This window comes from Mucilaginibacter sp. Mucisp86 (assembly GCF_047324315.1).
GTDB lineage: Bacteria > Bacteroidota > Bacteroidia > Sphingobacteriales > Sphingobacteriaceae > Mucilaginibacter.
On sequence record NZ_CP168503.1, the window covers coordinates 6,202,742 to 6,222,748 of the forward strand.

Genomic DNA, 20,007 nt, shown 5'->3' on the forward strand with positions numbered 1-20,007 from the left:
AACGCAATCAAAGGCAGCAGGAAAATCATTCTGCTGCTTTTTTGTTATTGCTAATCAATAAGATTTGGGTTTTAACATTAACTATTACTACTTAAATTTGCTCGCAATTTTAACCTATTGTTTATATCAATCGATAAGCAATAATAATAGTTCAAAATATTCGTATGGGTTGTTATATTCACACTTTATTATGAAAATCCCTAAACCGATTATGGAAATTAACCGTATTCCTAATCCAAAACGAAACAAATTTATAGGCTTTTGATTTTCATAATAAAAGCCGTAAATCAATGAGGATCAGCAAAGTTCTACATATTGCGTTTGTTTTATTGATCGGAACCGCTGCAAGGGTATCTGCACAAACTAATTATGTAGCTGCGGTTCACGGTGTATTGGATCTGCGCAGCAAACCTATCAACGATAAAATTGAGCTTACCGGGAATTGGTTGTTTTACTGGAACCAATTGCTAAAGCCCGGCGATACAGATGTTATTAAAGACAGGCTGCTGGTTGAGTTTCCTTTTAAATGGAACGGATATACCTGGAGAGGGAAAAAATTAACGGCATTTGGTTACGGAACTTACAGACTTAAAGTTTTGTTACCTCAAAAGCACGTAGCATTAAAGTTGGCGATGCCCGATGTCTATAGTGCTTACCGGCTTTATATTAACAGCAAATTAGCGTCGTCAAACGGAAGGGTAACCACTTCTGCAAAGGGTTTTGAAGCACATTGGGAGTATCATGCTGTCGACTTGCCTAACAGTGATACCATTAATATCACATTACAAATTTCCAATTTTATACATAGCAAAGGTGGTATCAGTAAACCAATATTCATAGGACCGGCAGATAGAATTGACCTTGCCCGGCACAGGGCAGAAGGTATTGACCTGATGCTTACAGGCTGTTTAATGATGGGAGGGTTATTTTTCCTTGGCTTGTATTTGTTGGGCAGCCGCGATAAAGCTATTTTACTTTTTGCTTTGTTTTCTATAGTTTATAGTTACCGGATCATTGGTACCGATAACTATGTCTTGCATACTTTATTGCCTGATATTAATTGGTACATTACAGCGAGGTTGGAGTATACGAGCTTGTTTTTAGGGATAGGTTTGTTTGGTTTCTACACTTTGTACTTATATCCTGCAGATGTAAACAGCCGGATAGTGAATGTCATTAATGGCATTAGCTTTTCGTTTGCAGTAATGACATTATTTAGTCCTGCTGTAATTTTCACCCAGTTGGTAAATCCCTTTTTGGTGGTGATGCTTTTTTGCCTCGTTTATATTCCTTATGTATACTCAAAAGCATGGCGCAATAACCGGCCGGGGTCTGTTTATGCTTTGATGAGCGCATTTGCTTTAATGTCGGTATTTGGGATATCGCTTTTTCACTACTGGGCGTTAATACCTCCCTTGCAGCTGGTAAGTTTTTTAGGTTATATCGCATTTTTCTTTTTACAGTCGCTTGTTCTGGCGCACAGGGTATCATTTGTGTTAAAAAAGGCTAAAGCTGAGGCCGAACAGGGTTTAAAGGTTAAAAGTGAATTTTTAAGCACGATGAGCCACGAGATCCGGACACCGTTAAATTCGGTAATAGGTATGAGCCATCTGCTGCTGAGGAACGAGCCACGTAAAGATCAGATCGAACATCTCGATGTCATGCTCTTTTCGGCTAATAATCTGTTGGCGATAGTGAACGACGTCCTTGATTACAACAAGATCGAAGCAGGCAAAATTACCTTTGAACACATAGAGATGGATCTGGCTGCAATTGCCCGCAATGTGGTAGGCGGCTTACAAACGGCTGCTCATGATAAGGGGATTACACTGAGGCTTGATTTTGATAAGAAATTGCAGCATAAACTACTTGGCGATCCCACCCGGTTATCGCAGGTAATTAGCAATCTTGTTCATAATGCTATCAAATTTACCCCGAGCGGCGAGGTTGTATTGGGGATGGAAGTGAAAGAACAAACTGACACTGCCGCCACATTAATGTTATTTGTTAAAGATACAGGTATCGGCATCCCCCGCGGTAAACAGAAATTAATATTTGAACGCTTTACCCAGGCCGATTCATCTATATCACGAAGTTTTGGAGGCACAGGTTTAGGTCTTGCTATCAGCAAAAAAATATTGGAACTACAGGATTCGGCTTTACAATTGATTAGTGAGGAAGGAGTGGGCTCGATATTTTACTTTATTCAAACCTTTGAGAAAGCAAGTAGTATATCGGGGGCGGTTGACGTTAACGTTAAACCAGATGCGGCGGATAAGCTTCTCGACGGGATCTCTATTTTACTGGTTGATGATAACCCAATGAACGTGCTGGTTGCGCAAACTTACTTAAAACGCTGGGGCGCCGCTACAGATGTAGCAACCAACGGCCAGGAAGCACTTGACAAGCTGGATACTTCAAAACATCGCCTTGTGTTAATGGATTTACAAATGCCTGTTATGGATGGGTATGAATCCACAAAAAAAATGAGATTGAACGGGGTAAATATTCCCATTATTGCGCTTACAGCCAATCTTCCTAAAGACGTTGAAGACGATGCTTATAATACAGGTTTTGACGATATTGTGATGAAACCCTTTTTACCTGACGAACTGCATAGCAAGGTGCTCCATTATGTTTTTAAGCAGGAGCATGCCTGAAAATCTTTCATACATCTGAAGACAGAAGGATTGTGATGCTGCTCTGAAGTCATCCATTCACAGTGTTTCCATGAAGATACATGCCTTGTTTCTGAAACACTCTTCTGTTACTACTACTATCTCCTTTTTTGTCTTTGAGGCCAATCCTTCGAAACGGGAAACGTCATCTTCCCATAAAACAAGCATTCATTCTCAGAATCATTCTTTGTGATGTTCTCAATTGATTCAACTAACAGTGTTGATCCACCTTTACTTCAGTGACAGAAACAGCACTTTTGAAAGTTTCTTTTTCTATTCTTTTTACATGTCTAATCTCCTTTGGATGGGAATCTTTGAGGCCTTGGAAACATCTTCGTATGCTAGAACTAGACAGAATCATTGTTTTAAACAAACCTACACATAGATGTTCATCTATGTATGTCCTCAGGCATAGAATGGTATCTGTCATATCTGATGTTTCAGGTCCTTTGTGGACGCTTGATGTCGAACATGTTTCAAGCGCCTTGGACTCTCCTTCGTTGCAAAAGGAAATACCTTCGTGTTTCATTCAAGCAGACAGAAGGATTCTCAGAAATGTGATGATGTGTGTGTGTGTGTGTGTTGAACTCACAGTTGAACCTTTAAACATTCATTCAGTTAGGTTGAACCCTGTTCTCCTTTTTGGGTTTTGAGGCCTATTGTGGAATTGGTTGGATGTCTTCAAGCCCATTGTGAAACCCCTTCGTAGTATTTCCTCATTGTGACATAAAAACTAAACTCAACAAAAATTTTGAATCTTTGTGATGTGTGTCCTGAACTAAAAGTCAGCTGACAGTCTAACTCTCATGGTAGATTTGAACAGTTGTCAGAAACAGGGGATGATATCATTCAGAGCAGACTTTGCAAATTTCATTTGTGTGAGATTTCACATTGCCTTGACAGCCGTTGGAGTTGGAATCTTCTCATGGTGTAACCAGCTGATAAATAAAATATGTCCCACTCTAAAACACACGTAAAAACAAATGGTGATTCTTTAATGATGGCTCGTTGATCACCATGAATAAAAATTCGGTTTTGAATTATCCCGACAAGTTTACCGGCGATACCCGTGAGATTTCATTAAAAGGAGAAGCTTTTTTTGATGTGGCCCATGATAAATCAAAACCATTTATGATCCACGTAAATGATGTGGTTGTAAAGGTGGTTGGCACCTCCTTCAACATTAAAACTACCGGCGCCAACACCGAGGTCATTGTTGAAACCGGTATAGTGCAGGTAATTCAGCAGGAGATTGTAGTGAAGCTAAAACCGAAGGAGAGAGCATCGGTACAGGGAGGTAAAATGCAAAAAGGCAGCAGCCAGGACGAGTTGTATAATTATTACCGTACCCAAAAGTTTGTGGCCAATAAAACGCCGCTATGGCGCCTGGTTGACGTGCTCAATGAAGCCTATCATGCAAATATTGTGATAGATAACAAAAAGCTGGCAAACAGGACTATAACAACCACATTTAAAGCAGATTCATTGGACAATATCCTGAAAACAATTGCAGATACATTTGGCGATGTTAAGGTGATCAGGAAACCACATCTCATCATAATCAAAAACTGATGGAAAAGAAACTAAACATACTATTTTATATAATGTTGGTATTGGCGGGTTGCCTGCTCATTACCAATGCACTTGCACAAGATAACCTAAACCGGACTGTAACGCTCAATGTTAAACAAAAAAAGATAGCCGAGATTCTTAATATCATCGGCGAAAAGGGAAAGTTTTATTTTTCATACAGTAATGATGTTATTAAAACTGATAGTGTGGTGAGCATGGTAACGTCGGGTCAAACTATCAAAAATCTGCTCGATGAGCTGTTTCACGGTAAGGTTGATTATAAAGAGTCGCCGGGGTATATTATACTCCGGCCTACACCGTACAGGCTAAGCGTTGTGCCCGATACCATAACCGGTCCGGGTAATGTTTATTACATAAGCGGTTATGTGTACGATGACATAACCGGCAAAAAACTTTATAACGCAAGCGTGTACGAAAGAAATTCCCTCGAATCGACGCTTACCGATCAGAATGGGCATTTTCAGCTTAAAATAAAGGCCAATGGTATGATTACGCTTAATGTAAGCAAGGAGCTTTATCGTGATACAAGCATCAATCTTTTGAACAACGTAAATGTATCTATAAAGCCGCGCGAGTATTATTACAGCGCCGACGCCGCCAATTCAAAATCAGACAGGAGCTGGCTGGGCAGAATGTTCCTTTCATCAGGCCAAAAAATACAGAACCTTAACCTGGGCGGGTATCTTTCAACAGTGCCGGTACAGGCTTCGCTTGTGCCAAGTTTGGGCAGTCACGGCATTATGAGCGGGCAAATAGTCAATAACTTTTCGTTCAATCTTTTAGGTGGCTATAATGGAGGTGTTAACGGCGTTGAGCTTGGCGGCTTGTTTAATATTAACAAGCAGGATGTTAAATATGTTCAGGCTGCGGGGCTCTTCAATGTTGTGGGGGGTAACAGCAAAGGAGTTCAACTAGCCGCTGTAAGTAATAATGATCAAAAAAGTATGACGGGACTTCAGGCCGGAGGTATCTATAATATGATAAAAGATAGTGTTAAGGGTGTGCAGCTTGCCGGAATCTTTAATCATGTAAATGGCAATACCAGGGGTTTTCAGGCAGCGGGCATTTATAATTATACCAGGAAAAACAGTGAAGGCTTCAGCATTGCCGGGATAGCCAACGTTACAGGCAATGAAGCAAGTGGGATGCAGGTAGCCGGAATTTTCAATAAGGCCAGGGTTATAAAAGGATCATCATTTGCATTAGTAAACATCGCGGATACACTTGATGGTTATGGTATCGGTTTACTGAATATTTCACGAAATGGTTATGCTAAAATTGAGGTGTACAGCAACGAGATCACCACAACAAATATTGCTTTCAAATCGGGCAATGCCAAACTGTATTCTATCGTTTCCGGAGGCGTTAATTTTACCGATAAGCATACATTTTACAGCGCAGGCTGGGGCTTAGGGCATGATTTTATTTTTAACAATAGCTTATTCTTATCTGCAGAAGGCTCAACTCATTTGTTGTTTGCAAAAGGATGGAAAAATCAAAATCAGATAAACCGGGTAAGCGCTTTATTGAACTTCAAAGCCGGTTCAAAAGTTAGCTTTTTTGCAGGCCCATCCTTTAACGTTTACACCAATAATGGCGATCATCCCGGCGATAGCGACATTAAGCAGATCATCAAAAATAAACCAGGTTTGATAGATTGGGGCAACCGTACAAAGGGCTGGATTGGCTGGTCGGCGGGTATAACCATATTGTAAGTTTGCAGCAGGATGCTCAACTTTGTGCGATAAAAATTACCTTATGAAAAAACTCCTGTATCTCATTTTGTTCAGCGCTTCGTCGGCATGTTTTGCCCAGAAAGCAAATAAAGACGTAACTTTTTTAAATCCAGCTACAGTAGGCAAACCGTTTGGCTACTCCCATGCTGTAATTGTTGACTTGGGTAAAAACAACATGGTGATCATGTCGGGCCAGGTTGGTTTGGATAAAGATGGCAAACTTGCCGGGAATGGTGATCTGACAAGCCAAACCGAACAGATCTTTACAAATATCAAAAATATAATTGAAGCTGCCGGCGGTACCATGAATGACCTGGTTGAGCTGAACTATTATTTGATAGATGCTTCCCAGGTTCAGCTGGTTCGCGGTATCAGGGATAAGTTTGTGAACACTAAACAACCACCGGCAAGCACATTGGTACAGGTTAGTAAGCTTTTTAGAGATGATATTTTAATTGAGATAAAAGCTACGGCGATTATCAAAAAGAAGTGAGGCTAATGATGAAAGACTTACGAAGTTTTAAAAACTTCGTAAGTCTGGTTCTGCTATTTTTTATTGGTGGCCCTTGTGGCTTTTACTTGTGCCATAGTAATGGCGCTGGCTTTATTTCCAAAGCTGTTGCGTACAAAGGTCAGTACGTCAGCAATTTCCTGATCTTTCATAAAATCATGCGCAGCCATGGTGTTTGAGTAGGTTTCGCCATTTATTTCTACATCTTCATCAAAACCATTGAGCACTATTTTGATAAGCTTGCTTTTATCGCCCAAAACATAAGTGGTTTTAACTAATGGCGGGTTCATATGCGGTACGCCCAAACCATCTGCCTGGTGGCAGGTCACACAATATTGAGTAAAAAGTGCCTGACCTCTTTTTATGGATGCTTTTAAGCCTGCAGCAGGTTTCCTGCCTGCCGGCTTTTTATGTTTTGTTTGTGCCTGTAAGGCAGCGCCTGTAAATAAGGTTATGAATAATAGCAGAAGGGCTTTCTTAAAGTCCATTGTTATTTTTTATAAGTGATTTTGTAAATGTTTCCAGCCACATCATCGGTAACATAAAGCGAACCATCCGGGCCTTGCGCTAAACCACATGGGCGGTGGGCCGCTGCACCTGAAGCTGTATTAGCAGCAGACCCTGAAAAGCCATCAGCAAAAACTTCCCACTGGCCATCAGGTTTGCCATCTTTAAACGGCTGAAATACTACAAAATAGCCAGCCTGGGGTTCGGGTGCACGGTTCCATGAGCCGTGGAAGGCAATGAACGCACCATTTTTATATTTTGCCGGAAATTGGTCGCCGGTGTAAAATATCAGGCCATTAGGAGCAAGGTGACCTGGATAAGCAGCAACCGGATCAATGGCATCTTTTCCTCCTTCTATTTTGCCATCGCCACCATATTCAGGCATCAGCATTTTTTTATGTTGCTCCTGATCATAATACATATAAGGCCAGCCGGCATTATCACCTTTTTTTAGGGCATACATACACTCTGCCGGTAATATGGCCGATTGTTTAGCGGTAAAATATTGAGGGTAAAATTCATACAGTTGGTCGCGGCCATGCTGCATTACAAAAAGCTGGTTGTTTTGCTGGTTCCAGGTAATGCCTACAACATTACGCAGGCCGGTGGCATAACGCACGCCATCGCCATAGTGCTGGTTCAGCTTATCAGCCTTAAACTGCCATATACCACCTGCCGAATCCAGGATAGGGCAACCTTTTTGACCTGGCGAGCCTTTTTTACGGTCTTCAACCTGGCAGGCGTTTGAGTAAGCACCGATATTAACGTAAAGGTTGCCATCATTATCAAGCGTTATAGCTTTAGCTTCATGCTCATGGCGACTGATAAGTCCTGTAACAATTTTTTCAGGCTTATCAGGATTGATCACTTCACTTTTATCGTTCAGCTTATAGCGAAAAACTTCTTCATCTGACGAAGCATACAGGTATCCGTTTTTGATGGACATACCTGTACCGCTGTAGGCGCCAAAGCTGTTTTTAACGGAAGCTTTACCTCCATCTTCATGCAGCATTAAAATACCCTTATTGTTTTTAACGTTGGTAAGCTTTACATAAATATCGCCTTGCGGGGTGATAGCAATATGGCGGGCACCACCAAGTTTTTCGGCAATAATACTGGCGCTGAAGCCTGCGGGTGTTTTAAGTCCGGCGTTTTCTGTTGTCGAAGCAGGAGCAGAGGTGCTATCGGCGGTTTTCTTTGAATCATTGTTGCTTTTGCAGGCTGTAAAAAACATAAAGCCTCCTATAGCAACCATCGGCAGTATGGAATGTAATAATTTGCGGTTTTTCATGGTAATTGATTAAAGGTTATCAAATTAAGTAAATATACCTATAATCCTAAAATCTGTTTTGTAGTATTCAAGTGACACTTTCATTTTTATTACAACATCCAGGCTAATAAAATTTGGTTACAATAGATTGCTGTAGTTTTTTTCGGAATAAAGTTTGGTTAAAGCAACTATGAATAAAAGATTGTACTAATTAACTAATGTTTTAACATATAAAGCAATAGCCGGTTAAACCATTGCTGATAGATATCGTCCTAACTATATAAAATTTACAATTATGAAGAAGTTAGTCATATTATCAGCAATAGCAGCCGGAAGCTTATTTATCAGCAAAGCCAACGCTCAGGTATCTATACAATTTGGTATTAATATCCCTGCTCATCGCGTTTATGTACCGGCCCCTCCGCCACCTGTGGTTCAAGAAGAGCCTGTTTACGATGACAACGTAAATGTTAGCGACGACGATGATTATTACTATTTACCGGAAGTTGAAGCTTACTACAATGTGGGCGCAGGATGCTATTATTACAATGACGGCAGCCGTTGGGTAAACTGTGCTTACCTGCCCGGTGCATACAGGGACTACAACTGGCGTACCGCTGTACGTTATGAAGTGAGGGCGCCACGTCCGTACCTGCGTCACGACTTCTACAGGCAAAGATGGGGCGGTTATATGGGTGACCGTAGTAACTGGGGCCATCGTTTTGACAGAAGGCCTGCAGATGGCTATGCTTATCGCCAAGGCTGGGGCGGCGACCGTGGAAGCTGGGGCAGAAGACCTAATCCATACGATAGCCGCGGCAACTGGGATAATGGCAGAGATAATCGTGGCTGGGGTAATGGTCGTGGTAACTGGGGTAATGGCAATGGAAATGGCAACCACGATAACCATGGCGGCTGGGGCAACGGCCAACAACAAAATAACGGCAACCATGATAACCAGGGCGATCACGACAACCGTGGCAATTGGGGTGGCCGACCATCAAACGATGGCGGACATGACAGAGGTAACAGCGGTGAACGTTTTACTCAAAACCGAGACTTCGGCAGAGGCATGCGCAGATTTTAATATTCTAACTCCCTATATATTAACTGAAAGGGTCGCCTGTTACGGGCGGCCTTTTTTGTTTTGTATGCTATTGTCCTTTTTGGAATTATTGCATGGCAGTTAATTAATAAGCAAAATAAACCATTTATTATCTACTAAACCTGTTTAGCATTACCATTTATATTATATATTTGGTTTTAAATACTAAATATCCTTGAAGAAGAAATTATCTATAGTTGACATTGCCAATAGTCTGAATATATCTAAAACTACTGTGTCTTTTATCCTTAACGGGCGGGCACAAGAAAAACGAATCAGCGATGAACTGGTAAAACGCGTATTACAATATGTAAAAGAGGTAGGCTACAAACCAAACTCTTTGGCCAAAAGCTTGCGGACTGGTAAATCAAATATCATAGGTTTATTGGTACAGGATATCTCAAACCACTTTTTTGCAACCATAGCCCGCCGTATTGAGGATTTAGCCTATCAAAGCGGTTACAAGATCATTTACAGCAGCACAGATAATGATACGCAGAAAACCCGGGAACTGATAGCCATGTTTCGCGACAGGCATGTTGATGGTTATATTATCACCCCTCCGGATAATATTGAAGAGGATATCAGCGATTTAATCAAAGATGGCTTTCCTGTTGTGCTTTTTGACCGTTACCTGCCTAAAGTGGCAACTGATTATGTGGTGGTTGACAACCTGTTCAGTACTTTTAACGCTACACAGTACCTCATTGATAAAGGACATAAAAACATCGCCTTTATAACTTACAGCTCTATCCAAACCCAAATGATAGAAAGGCTGGAAGGCTATGAAAAAGCGATGCACCAAAGTAAATTGAAACCTAATATAACCGAAGTTGATTTTCACACCACCGATCAGGCCCTCCTTAAACTAATGAGGGATTTTCTTGAAAACAATAAGGATGTCGACGCTATCCTGTTTGCCAATAATCATTTGGGAAAATGCGGGCTAAAAGCTCTCCGAAAGGCAGGCAAAAAGGTACCCGAAGATATTGCACTGATAGCTTTCGATGATTATGAACTTTTTGAATTGTATACTCCAGCTGTTACCGCCATTGCCCAACCTATTGATGAAATAGCCGATAATGTGATCAAACTGCTGATGGAAAGACTTAACAACACAACTCCCGAAGAGAAAAATCAACATATAACACTGGCTGCTGAATTAATTATCAGGGATTCATCAAACTAAAATAACTATTTTGCATCACCAATAAACCAAATCCCGCGTGATGAAAAGGTGTTTTATTTTCTTGCTGCTATCGGTACTTGCCGCTAATGTATTCGCCCAAGGCTCTGTTTTAAAAACTGCCGACCCGGTGTCGGCAAAGTTTTCGCCCGAGAGGTTAAAACGGATAGATGCCATGATTGAGCAGAACATCGACTCGGGATATGTAAAAGGTGTGGTTGGATTTATAGCCCGCGATGGCAAAATTGTTTACGATAAATCATTTGGCCTGGCAGATGAAGAGCAGAAGCGTTTGATGAGCAACGATGCTATTTTTCGTATTGCTTCGCAAACTAAAGCCATTACCAGTGTGGCAGTGATGATGCTTTTTGAAGAAGGTAAGTTTTTACTTGACGATCCAATCTCTAAATATCTCCCCACATTTGCGCATCCTGCAGTGGTTGACCAGTTTAACGATAAGGATAGCACGTATACCACTATTCCCGCAAAACGGGAAATCACCATTCGTGACCTGCTAACCCATACTTCGGGCATTGAATATGCGCAGATCGGTTCGCCCAAGATGAAGGCTATTTATGCTAAGGCTGGAATTCCGGCGGGGTTTGTAGCCGATAAGATTATGCTGGCTGATGTGATGAGCAAACTGGGTAAACTCCCCCTGCTGCACCAACCCGGCGAACGTTGGACTTACGGAATGAATATCGATGTGTTGGGCTACCTTGTAGAAAAAGTATCCGGCAAAAGTCTTGACCAATTTTTTAAAGAACGGATTTTTACACCGCTGGGCATGAATGATACTTATTTTTACATCCCTGCCGTAAAGCAAAATCGTTTGGTTACAGCCTATACATTTGACCAAAGTGGCCATATCACCAATTGGAGCAAATCTACATTTCCTTCGTTTGATGTGAATTATCCGAAGACTGCCGGTACATACTATGCCGGTGGCGCAGGACTAAGCTCAACTATAAAAGATTATGCCACCTTTTTACAAATGATGCTTAACGGCGGTGTTTATAACGGGCAACGTTTACTGGCTCGTCATACTGTCAACATGATGACCACCAATCAAATTGGCGATCTGTATATTAATGCCGATAAAGATAAATTTGGTTTGGGCTTTGGCCTAACCACGCAAAACAGTTCGGCCAAACTGGGTATTAGCGAGGGTTCCTTTGCCTGGGGCGGTTTTTATGGAACGTTATATTGGGTTGATCCTAAAGAGCATCTTGTTTGCCTGTTGTTTGTACAAAACTGGCCCTTTCCTCATAACCAGATCCAGGATAAATTCAGAGCCATGGTGTACCAGGCCCTGAACGATTAACCCAATACTTCTAAAAAAAATCTCAATTCCTGTTAACGTTTCAATAAAATATTATTCGTTATATGGCTGTGGTAACAATAATACAATAGTATACTTTATTGATATATAGGAAATTAATTTCCTTGCAGTTTATTTTTACGTAAAAATACGTGAACACGTTACGTCAAAACTGCAATGAAGTGCAGTGAAAATACTGATGTTTTTTTTATAAAAGAATGCTGTATTATAAGTAATTTCATGATATATTATTTGAGTAATAATCGGTTATCTGTTGTATCTGAACCTATTTTTCAAAAAAATATTTAAGCCTTATCGTTATGTTCAATAGCATAGTATTAGATGTTTTCATCGGATTAATCTTTGTTTATCTTTTGTATAGCTTGCTGGCAACCATTTTACAGGAAATTGTAGCCCGTTGGTTTAATCTCAGAAGCAGGATGTTGCAAATGGCTATCAGGAGAATGCTGGAGGATGATAATAAATATTCGCAATTGTCCTTAATTAATGCAGTTATAGAAATATATTATGGAATAGTACGTTTTTTTTATCCGCATTATAAATCAAAAAGCTATCTCACCAAAGCCTTTTTTAATTATCCAACAATTAAATACCTCGCGCAAAGCAGTTGGCAAAGTAAACCGGCCTATCTGGATCCATCAAATTTTTCACAAACATTGATTTACATGCTTCGTGGAGATAATTATGACGGAACGAGCCCGCAAATGAGCTTGATACAGAAATCACTATTTGTTCAAAAAAATATTTTGATAGGCGCTAATACAGCACAAATCGACTCTGAAACACTTGCATTTCTTCAAAAACTCTTCTACGATTCGACTAATGATATCGATAAATTTAAGTCGCTGCTTGAAAAATGGTTTAATGATACAATGGATCGTACTTCCGGCTGGTACAAAAAGCAGACGCGGGTGTTGTTATTTTTAATCGGCTTTATTATGGCTTATAACTTTAATATTGATACAATAGCCATTTACAAGCTTTTAGCTAAAGATAAAACAGCAAGGCAAAACCTGGTAACCCTTGCCGTAAACAACAGGGATAAATACGAAACATTGGTAAAACAGGTTGATGAGAAAGCAAATAAAGACAGTTTAACTGCAGATACCAGCAAAAAAGGTGCGAAAATAATCAGGCATTATATTATAGTTAGTGATTCCGACCTTGTTAAAGCAAGGAAGGCTGTTGATGAAGATATAAGCCAGGCGAACATGATTGCTGCAATTGGAAGACCTGATGAAGATAGCTGTAAAATTTGCGATACCTTGAAGCTAAGACTTGGTAAGATAAAAAACTTACATGATACAAGCAGCCTGAAGTTGCGAAAAGGTTTTGCAACTTCAAATAATAAAAAACCATCCAAAAATGACACCCTTAAGTTAAAAAAGGCGCTTGATTCAATAAAACGGGTTGCCCATAGCGATAGCCTTAAAATCAAACAAAAAATAGATTATTACAACAAAACCTTTACCTGTGCAGGCAATCCTTATCAAAATCCGCAAAATAAGTTTTGGGGGTGGTTAATAACAGCTTTGGCCCTGTCGCTTGGCTCAACATTTTGGTTTGATTTGTTAAACAGGTTTATTCAGTTACGTGGTACAGGGCCAAAGCCACAATCCGACGCAAGTAATAGTACACCAGATCCTTCAGCCGGGGGAGGTCCCGGGCAATCACCAACTAACAGAGTAGGGTAATGAAGCTAACGGTAAGCAAATATTTAAACGCGAGGATAGATAAGCCATCAACCTTTTCTGACTGTATTTTATACCGCGCTCCGGGTTTTGTAATAGATATTGATGATGTTGTTACGGGCACTGAAATTGAAGGAAATGGCGTATGGGTTCATAGTAAAGATGATGGCTACTTTTATTGGAGTGGAGGCTTTGCCGAAAATGATTTTGTGTTTCCCGGAAAGGAGTTTCCCGATTTTAATGATGAAGACAAAATAATCCTTTTAAAATCGGCAAAGAAATATTACTCGACATTATTAAAGGCAAAAGTTACCGGTTTTAAGGGAATAGGAGTAGGCAATAAAAATAATGATCAAACAGCCGGCCTGGCTTTGCTTGTATTTGTAGATGCTAAAGTAGGCGTTGATCAGTTGGATTTTGTCGTGCCGGGCAACCTGGTGTTTAAAGGCATTGCCATGCCTGTTGATGTTATAGCCGTAGGCAACCCTGCAACCGCGGCCCGAATTGAATATAAAAATAATGAAAACTTACGGCTGGATAACGGGAGTAAATTGGGAATGGGAGGGAGTATTTCATACATGGACGATAATGACAATGTGAATGAATACGGATCGCGGACGATAATCGTGATCAATGATCAAAACAAAAAAAACTACCTGATGAGTTGTTTTCATGTATTGCTGCCTGCATTGGTAAAATCGGGCGATGCCATATATTACAATGCTAACGATATAAGATGCCAGGTGCCTTCAAGCAAATTGCAAGCCCGCAATAGTTTCGATGTATTAACTGTTTTTGAAGGATATTACGACGGCGGATATGATTATGCTGTTGCCGAAATAGCTAATATCGGCGGTTGTGTGAATGGTGTTGATCAGGCTAGGTTTGCAGATTATTACAAAATCGATGAAATTGACAGCTTACTAAATAAGCCTGTAAAAATTTACGGTGCTACATCCTATATCCAAAGCGCTACTGTAAATAATCCAAATTGTGATGTTGAGCTTGATTGCAGAGGTATCAGGCGCGAATATGTCGGGCTTATTTCAACCGACAAAGTAACAACTGGTGGCGATTCGGGAGGACCCGTTACTGACAATGCCGGTAAGTTGATAGGTTATGTTGTGGGCGCAACTAACGATAATCAATTTACCTATATTTTACCTGTATACAATTTATTTTCTAACCGCGGATATTCACTATTTAAGTCATGAAAAAACTTTTTACTATTTTATTATTAACAATAACCTTTAATTGCGCTTCTGCGCAATCGAAACCCGATATTGTGTTCAAGTACACAGATTTAAAAGGTACTAAACAAATTATTCTTGATACAAGTAACGTAAAATATTTGATGCGTATAAGTGGCATACCAAATGATAGCGTCGATGCACTTGTGGCCAATTCAACGTTTGAACAGACAAACGGTCCCGTACAGCAATTGGGTGATTATCTGAAAGGCCTATGGGGGCAAAAATATGCAGATAGCATAAAATCAATTAAATCCACATCGAATTTAAATCTCAACCTTGATAGTAAAGTAAATAAAGGAAACCTGACGACAGGAAAAAAAATAACTTTGGTATTCGGGACAGGAAAAAAACCAGCTGATAACTTGGCTCATATTGAATTTTCCAGGGGAGTAGCTGGCAGTAAAGCAACAACTGATACAGGTAAAGTCAAAGCAGAATCAGATAGGAGCAAGGTGTTGGCCGCATTATTACCACTTGATACCGCTTTCATCGGCCCGGCATTTAAATTTATTGACAGAGAAATGTTTGACGGATTAGCCACGTTTGGTTATTCATCTCTAGTGCGCTGCATGAGTGATCAGGATGATAAACGGCTTCCCGGCGAATATATATGGCTGTATGATATGCAGCGCGGTGATTATTATACCTTGAAAAAAATAATTAAAAAATCAACTGATACTCGTAAAATAAACGGTCTTAATTGCGATGGTAAATACGTGGAATATTACAAATGGGTAAAATCAATGTTTTATAGCCCGCCGGTAGGGGCGCAGTTTAAGGTTGAACTCATGAATTATACCAGTAATGATGCGCTTAGCCTGACTCTTGCATACAAGGATAATTTTTTGGAGGATGAAGGCAAATTTTCGACAATGCTTAACAGTGCTGCCAATTTTAAAAAAGATACCTCAAAAGCTGACACTGCAAAAAAAAATGATTCGAAAGTAAACAGTTCAGGCGACGATAAATTGGCGTCGACAACTGCGGTTAATTTAATTGATTGCAAGAACGATTTGTACTACTACACCAAAAACTTTTATTTCAACTCCGCAACCATCGAAAAACACGCACGTAATATCCAGGCTATAAATAAACACATTCATGAGCGCTTCGGGATGTCGATGGCCGAAGTTATCAAGCTCTATAAAAGCGATAAAGATGATAAGTTAACGCTGCTTGTTAAATATATTGAACTGTTGTACAACAAGGTTTATAGCTACAAAACCACATCATTTTTGGCCGAAAAACTTAAAAATCATGATTATCTGACCATGACTTTGAAAGACGCTCAGGGTAATGTGAAAAAAACAGAGGAGATCAGGTTAAGCGGCGGGTTTAAGATTGATTTTAGTTCGGGCGTACTTATCACCGGCCTTAAAAATCAAACATTCGCTTTTATGGATACCACTGTGAAATATCGCCGTAGCACCGACACAACAACATCACTGAAAACACTAAAAGATACAACCGGCCGTATCGCTATCAGACAAAATAATAGTAAGCAAAAAATTGGGTTCGGAGTTCTTATGCACGCATACCCGAGAATAAGCAGCAATTACAATATTGCAGTCACAACAGGCTTATCGGTAAACACGGAAACAGAGCTAAATGTATTGTTAGGTGGCAGTGTATTGCTGGGTTCAACCCGTCGCCTGGTACTTTCAGGTGGTGTGATCTGGGGTAAAACGGATCGCCTGAACAGCACAGTTAAATTAGGGCTTAACCGGTCTGATCCTAACAATATATATTCAGCCCCTAAGTTTTATACCGATAGCACAGTTCCGGTAATTTCGGATTGGGATCACAGCTGGTTCTTTGGTATCACTTACAACTTTACTGCAAGGTAGCTGGCGTTTAGAACTTTTAATTTTTTAATTCATCTTTTAAAACCGCCCAAACATTATTAGCTACAATTTTGGCACCCTGGGCAGTAGGGTGGATGCCATCGCTTTGATTAAGCGATGGCATGCCACCAACGCCCTGCAACAGAAAGGGCACCAGCGCCATATTGTTCTTTTTAGCCAGGTCGGGGAACACGGTTTTAAATTTACCGGTATAATCCGCCCCCATGTTGGGTGGCACCTGCATGCCTAACAAAACAAGTTTAGCATCGGGGTATTTAGCTTTCACTTTATCTACTATGGATTGCAGGTTCTTTGCAGTTTCATTCACAGGGATGCCACGAAGTCCGTCGTTGGCGCCGAGTTCGAGTACAAATACATCTATCTTTTGCTTTAACAGCCAGTTAATACGCCCGTTACCGCCTGCGGTAGTTTCGCCGCTCAAGCCTGCATTAATTACTTTGTAAGGCAGTTTCAGTGAATCAACCATGTGGCTGATCACTCCTGGAAAGGCATCTGCCGGGTCATCGAGCCCATACCCGGCAGTTAGGCTATCGCCAAAAAATAAAACTATTTTCTTTGATGCCGAGTCGGTTTTTGCCACTTCGGTAGTAGCCTGGGCCTGGTCATTATTTGGTGATTTAGCGCTGTTGCCGCAGCCCACCATTGTAAGGGCACCAAGCATGATACCGCTTAAAGTAACTTTGTTCATATAAAATAAATACAATGCGTTTATGCGTTTGTTCTTAAAATCTCCAGCGGAGGCTTGTTTAGCACTCCACGGCTGTTCAATAAACCGATCACAACGGTTAGCAAGCTGACTGTCAAAAATAATACAAGAGCAGGTAAAACATTAATGCTGTATGGTATTTCGAAACTATATTTTGCAAGGAAATAAGTGCCCGCAAAGGCAATCAGGATGCCGGTTAATGCCGACAAGCTACCTAAAAACCAATATTCCAGCGCCGTTATGGTGAATATCTGCTTACGACTTGCCCCAAGGGTACGCAATAACACGCTTTCCTGGATTCGCTGGTATTTGCTGATGCGCACGGATGCAATGAGTACTACAATACCTGTAATGATGCTGAATGCACTCATAAAACGGATGACATAGCTGATTTTACTCAGTAGCTCATCAACAACACTTAAAATCAAACCCAGATCGATTATAGAAACATTAGGATAGGCCTTCACTACAACCTGCTGAAAAGCTGCCGATACTTTGTTTGAAGGCACGTGCGTCATCAATACATGAAATTGTGGCGCCTCCTCAAGTACTCCCTTAGGGAAAACAACCTGGAAATTGGTTTGCACCTTACCCCAGTTAACTTTGCGGATGCTGGCCACATAGGCAGGCATCTGCACGCCCTGTACATTAAATACTATTTTGTCACCAATTTTAAGGTTGCCTCGTTTGGATAGGTTTTCTTCAACAGATACCGGGATTTCCTTTGAAGGATCGGCCTGGCCAATCCATTTGCCATCCAGCAATTTTTCTGACGAGGTTAACGAATCCCTGAACGTTACCCTGTACTCCCAGGCAAATACGCCATGCTGTATTTTAATAGTAGTGTCTTTTGTAAGATCAGCAGCTGTTTTACCGTTGATCTGTTCAATGCGCATAGTAACGATAGGTACCTGTTGTAATACAGGAAGTCCTTGCTGTTTGGTTAATTGAACAACCCCTTTTTCCTGGCTGCTCTGGATATCAAACAGAATCATGTTTGATTGATTGCCGCTGGTTGAAAGATTAACCTGCTGCACCAATAATGTTTGTACAAAATACAGTGTACAAATAAACATGGTGCTTAAGCCGATTGATACGATAAGGATAATAGTTTGATTATTTGGACGATACAAATTTGCAAATCCCTGTCTCCATAAGTAGCTCCATGAGCCTTTTACTATTGCTTTTGTGATGCGCATTAACAGCCATGCTGTTGCAGTGAGGATCATGAAGGCAATCAGGATTCCTAACGTAAACAGTATACTACCCACCACGCTGTCCAACTGCAAATAAGTAAAAGCTATTACAAATAGCAGTATCAGCAAATACACGAGCCAACGCAAAGGATCGCGCCTGTTACCACTTTCATCAAACGAAATACGGAGCGTATTGAGCGGCGAAATATTTCGAACAGAGATTAAAGGCAGCAGCGCAAATAGAATAGAGATAATCACGCCCAGCAAAATGCCCTGGCCAATAGCCATCCATGATATTTGCACCGAAATAGCAAAGGGCAAAAAGTCTTTAAATACAAGGGGTAATAAATGTTGAACAGCCGTACCTAATATGGCCCCGGTAACAGAACCGATAATGCCTATACCCACAATTTGTATCAGGTAGATCAGAAATGCCTCGGATGATTTAACACCCAGGCAACGCATAATGGCTATGGATGCAATTTTTTCTTTTACATAAATATGGATAGCACTGGCTACCCCAACGCAGCCCAATAGCAAGGCAACAAAACCCACCAGTGATAAAAAGCGGCTCAGATCACCAAAGGCGCGCCCTGTATTATCTTTTTTTGTTTCGATGGTTTCAAAGCGCATCCCTGCCTTGTCAAGCATTGGGTCAAGCTTTTTGCCGAGTTTATCTACATTAACCGACGAATTGAACATGTAATAAAAGCTATAATTAACCCGGCTGCCTATTTTTACAAGCCCTGTTTGCTCCAGGTACTGCATTGGGATGTAAACTACAGGGGCAATACCAGCCATTACGCCGCTTTGGCCGGGTGCCTTATTCAGGATGCCGGCTATCTGAAAATTAAGGTTACCTACCTTTACGGAATCGCCCACTTTGGCATCGAACTGCAGCATCAGGGTTTTATCAACCAGCGCCATTCTACCTCTTTTAAAGGTAAGCCCGGCAGCTTCGGGGGTAGTTTCTAATGCGCCATAGTAGGGAAATCCTCCCTGTAATGCTCTGATCTGCACCAGTCGTGTACCTTTGGTACGCGGAAAATAAAGCATAGATGCAAAGCTTCGTTCCTGCGAGCGTTGATCGCCCAGTGAATCGAGCAGGTGCTTTAATTTATCGTCGGCCGGTTTATTGCCGGAAATGGCTAAGTCGGCGCCAATGAGGGTAGCCGCCTGATCGTTCACATCATTTTGTACGTTGTATTTGAATGAATAAATAGCCACCAGTGCAGCAATTCCAAATACGATGGCCGATATAAAAAGGAACAGTCTTGACCTGTTCCGTCTGCTGTCGCGCCAGGCCATGCGGAACAGCCAGGGGATATTTATTTTTCTTTTGAAAGAAATAGCGGTATTATCCATTAG

14 protein-coding genes and 1 pseudogene are annotated in these 20,007 nt (G+C 40.9%); 11 read left to right on the forward strand and 4 right to left on the reverse strand.

What is annotated here, in order from left to right; all coding sequences use genetic code 11:
* The first annotated feature begins 290 nt into the window (after positions 1-290).
* The 5 genes and pseudogenes from ACEN9X_RS25865 to ACEN9X_RS25885 all read left to right on the forward strand — a co-directional run bounded on the left by ACEN9X_RS25865 (position 291) and on the right by ACEN9X_RS25885 (position 6,500).
* Positions 291-2,660, forward strand: a complete 2,370-nt coding sequence (locus tag ACEN9X_RS25865; protein WP_413667878.1) for a response regulator — start codon at positions 291-293, stop codon at positions 2,658-2,660.
* Between the two features lie 1,023 nt (positions 2,661-3,683).
* Positions 3,684-3,899: pseudogene (locus ACEN9X_RS25870) on the forward strand (FecR domain-containing protein); the annotation flags it as partial.
* Between the two features lie 81 nt (positions 3,900-3,980).
* Entirely contained in the window at positions 3,981-4,250 is a 270-nt protein-coding gene (locus ACEN9X_RS25875; protein ID WP_413671159.1) for a DUF4974 domain-containing protein, read from the forward strand.
* A complete protein-coding gene (locus ACEN9X_RS25880; protein WP_413667879.1) occupies positions 4,250-5,986 on the forward strand; it encodes a carboxypeptidase-like regulatory domain-containing protein in 1,737 nt (578 codons plus the stop codon). Before ACEN9X_RS25875 ends, ACEN9X_RS25880 begins: the two co-directional genes overlap by 1 nt.
* A 43-nt stretch (positions 5,987-6,029) precedes the next feature.
* Positions 6,030-6,500 (forward strand): RidA family protein, encoded by a 471-nt coding sequence (locus ACEN9X_RS25885; protein WP_413667880.1) that lies wholly within the window; start codon positions 6,030-6,032, stop codon positions 6,498-6,500.
* Positions 6,501-6,553: 53 nt separating this feature from the next.
* Here ACEN9X_RS25885 and ACEN9X_RS25890 read toward each other — a convergent pair whose 3' ends face one another.
* Together ACEN9X_RS25890 and ACEN9X_RS25895 are read right to left on the reverse strand one after the other, a co-directional pair.
* Positions 6,554-7,006: a c-type cytochrome gene (locus ACEN9X_RS25890; RefSeq protein WP_413667881.1), complete on the reverse strand. Its 453-nt coding sequence runs from the start codon at positions 7,004-7,006 to the stop codon at positions 6,554-6,556.
* 2 nt (positions 7,007-7,008) lie between these two features.
* The gene (locus ACEN9X_RS25895; protein WP_413667882.1) at positions 7,009-8,316 is read right to left on the reverse strand and encodes a PQQ-dependent sugar dehydrogenase; all 1,308 of its coding nucleotides are present in this window, start codon (positions 8,314-8,316) and stop codon (positions 7,009-7,011) included.
* Between the two features lie 274 nt (positions 8,317-8,590).
* Between ACEN9X_RS25895 and ACEN9X_RS25900 the strand changes: the two genes are divergently transcribed.
* The 6 genes from ACEN9X_RS25900 to ACEN9X_RS25925 all read left to right on the forward strand — a co-directional run bounded on the left by ACEN9X_RS25900 (position 8,591) and on the right by ACEN9X_RS25925 (position 16,719).
* Positions 8,591-9,382 carry a hypothetical protein gene (locus ACEN9X_RS25900; protein ID WP_413667883.1) on the forward strand — a complete coding sequence of 264 codons (792 nt, stop codon included), beginning with the start codon at positions 8,591-8,593 and terminating at the stop codon, positions 9,380-9,382.
* 193 nt (positions 9,383-9,575) lie between these two features.
* Positions 9,576-10,589: a LacI family DNA-binding transcriptional regulator gene (locus ACEN9X_RS25905; RefSeq protein WP_413667884.1), complete on the forward strand. Its 1,014-nt coding sequence runs from the start codon at positions 9,576-9,578 to the stop codon at positions 10,587-10,589.
* 40 nt (positions 10,590-10,629) lie between these two features.
* Positions 10,630-11,910, forward strand: a complete 1,281-nt coding sequence (locus ACEN9X_RS25910) for a serine hydrolase domain-containing protein (protein ID WP_413667885.1) — start codon at positions 10,630-10,632, stop codon at positions 11,908-11,910.
* 317 nt (positions 11,911-12,227) lie between these two features.
* Positions 12,228-13,622, forward strand: a complete 1,395-nt coding sequence (locus ACEN9X_RS25915) for a hypothetical protein (protein WP_413667886.1) — start codon at positions 12,228-12,230, stop codon at positions 13,620-13,622.
* Positions 13,622-14,833, forward strand: a complete 1,212-nt coding sequence (locus tag ACEN9X_RS25920) for a hypothetical protein (RefSeq protein WP_413667887.1) — start codon at positions 13,622-13,624, stop codon at positions 14,831-14,833. The genes ACEN9X_RS25915 and ACEN9X_RS25920 overlap by 1 nt, the downstream gene beginning before the upstream one ends.
* Positions 14,830-16,719 carry a hypothetical protein gene (locus ACEN9X_RS25925; RefSeq protein ID WP_413667888.1) on the forward strand — a complete coding sequence of 630 codons (1,890 nt, stop codon included), beginning with the start codon at positions 14,830-14,832 and terminating at the stop codon, positions 16,717-16,719. Before ACEN9X_RS25920 ends, ACEN9X_RS25925 begins: the two co-directional genes overlap by 4 nt.
* A 16-nt stretch (positions 16,720-16,735) precedes the next feature.
* Here the strand turns inward: ACEN9X_RS25925 and ACEN9X_RS25930 are convergent, their stop codons facing one another.
* Positions 16,736-17,425 (reverse strand): arylesterase, encoded by a 690-nt coding sequence (locus ACEN9X_RS25930; protein WP_413667889.1) that lies wholly within the window; start codon positions 17,423-17,425, stop codon positions 16,736-16,738.
* A gap of 20 nt (positions 17,426-17,445) precedes the next feature.
* Positions 17,446-20,004, reverse strand: coding sequence for an ABC transporter permease (locus ACEN9X_RS25935; RefSeq protein WP_413667890.1), 2,559 nt, complete (start codon positions 20,002-20,004; stop codon positions 17,446-17,448).
* Positions 20,005-20,007 lie beyond the last annotated feature (3 nt).

Bases quoted from the DNA above. Each gene is read 5' to 3' on its own strand.
- ACEN9X_RS25915 (WP_413667886.1), top strand. From the start codon at position 12,228: ATGTTCAATAGCATAGTATTAGATGTTTTCATCGGATTAATCTTTGTT.
- ACEN9X_RS25920 (WP_413667887.1), top strand. From the start codon at position 13,622: ATGAAGCTAACGGTAAGCAAATATTTAAACGCGAGGATAGATAAGCCA.
- ACEN9X_RS25880 (WP_413667879.1), top strand. From the start codon at position 4,250: ATGGAAAAGAAACTAAACATACTATTTTATATAATGTTGGTATTGGCG.
- ACEN9X_RS25890 (WP_413667881.1), bottom strand. From the start codon at position 7,006: ATGGACTTTAAGAAAGCCCTTCTGCTATTATTCATAACCTTATTTACA.
- ACEN9X_RS25895 (WP_413667882.1), bottom strand. From the start codon at position 8,316: ATGAAAAACCGCAAATTATTACATTCCATACTGCCGATGGTTGCTATA.
- ACEN9X_RS25930 (WP_413667889.1), bottom strand. From the start codon at position 17,425: ATGAACAAAGTTACTTTAAGCGGTATCATGCTTGGTGCCCTTACAATG.
- ACEN9X_RS25900 (WP_413667883.1), top strand. From the start codon at position 8,591: ATGAAGAAGTTAGTCATATTATCAGCAATAGCAGCCGGAAGCTTATTT.
- ACEN9X_RS25925 (WP_413667888.1), top strand. From the start codon at position 14,830: ATGAAAAAACTTTTTACTATTTTATTATTAACAATAACCTTTAATTGC.
- ACEN9X_RS25885 (WP_413667880.1), top strand. From the start codon at position 6,030: ATGAAAAAACTCCTGTATCTCATTTTGTTCAGCGCTTCGTCGGCATGT.
- ACEN9X_RS25875 (WP_413671159.1), top strand. From the start codon at position 3,981: ATGCAAAAAGGCAGCAGCCAGGACGAGTTGTATAATTATTACCGTACC.
- ACEN9X_RS25935 (WP_413667890.1), bottom strand. From the start codon at position 20,004: ATGGATAATACCGCTATTTCTTTCAAAAGAAAAATAAATATCCCCTGG.
- ACEN9X_RS25865 (WP_413667878.1), top strand. From the start codon at position 291: ATGAGGATCAGCAAAGTTCTACATATTGCGTTTGTTTTATTGATCGGA.
- ACEN9X_RS25910 (WP_413667885.1), top strand. From the start codon at position 10,630: ATGAAAAGGTGTTTTATTTTCTTGCTGCTATCGGTACTTGCCGCTAAT.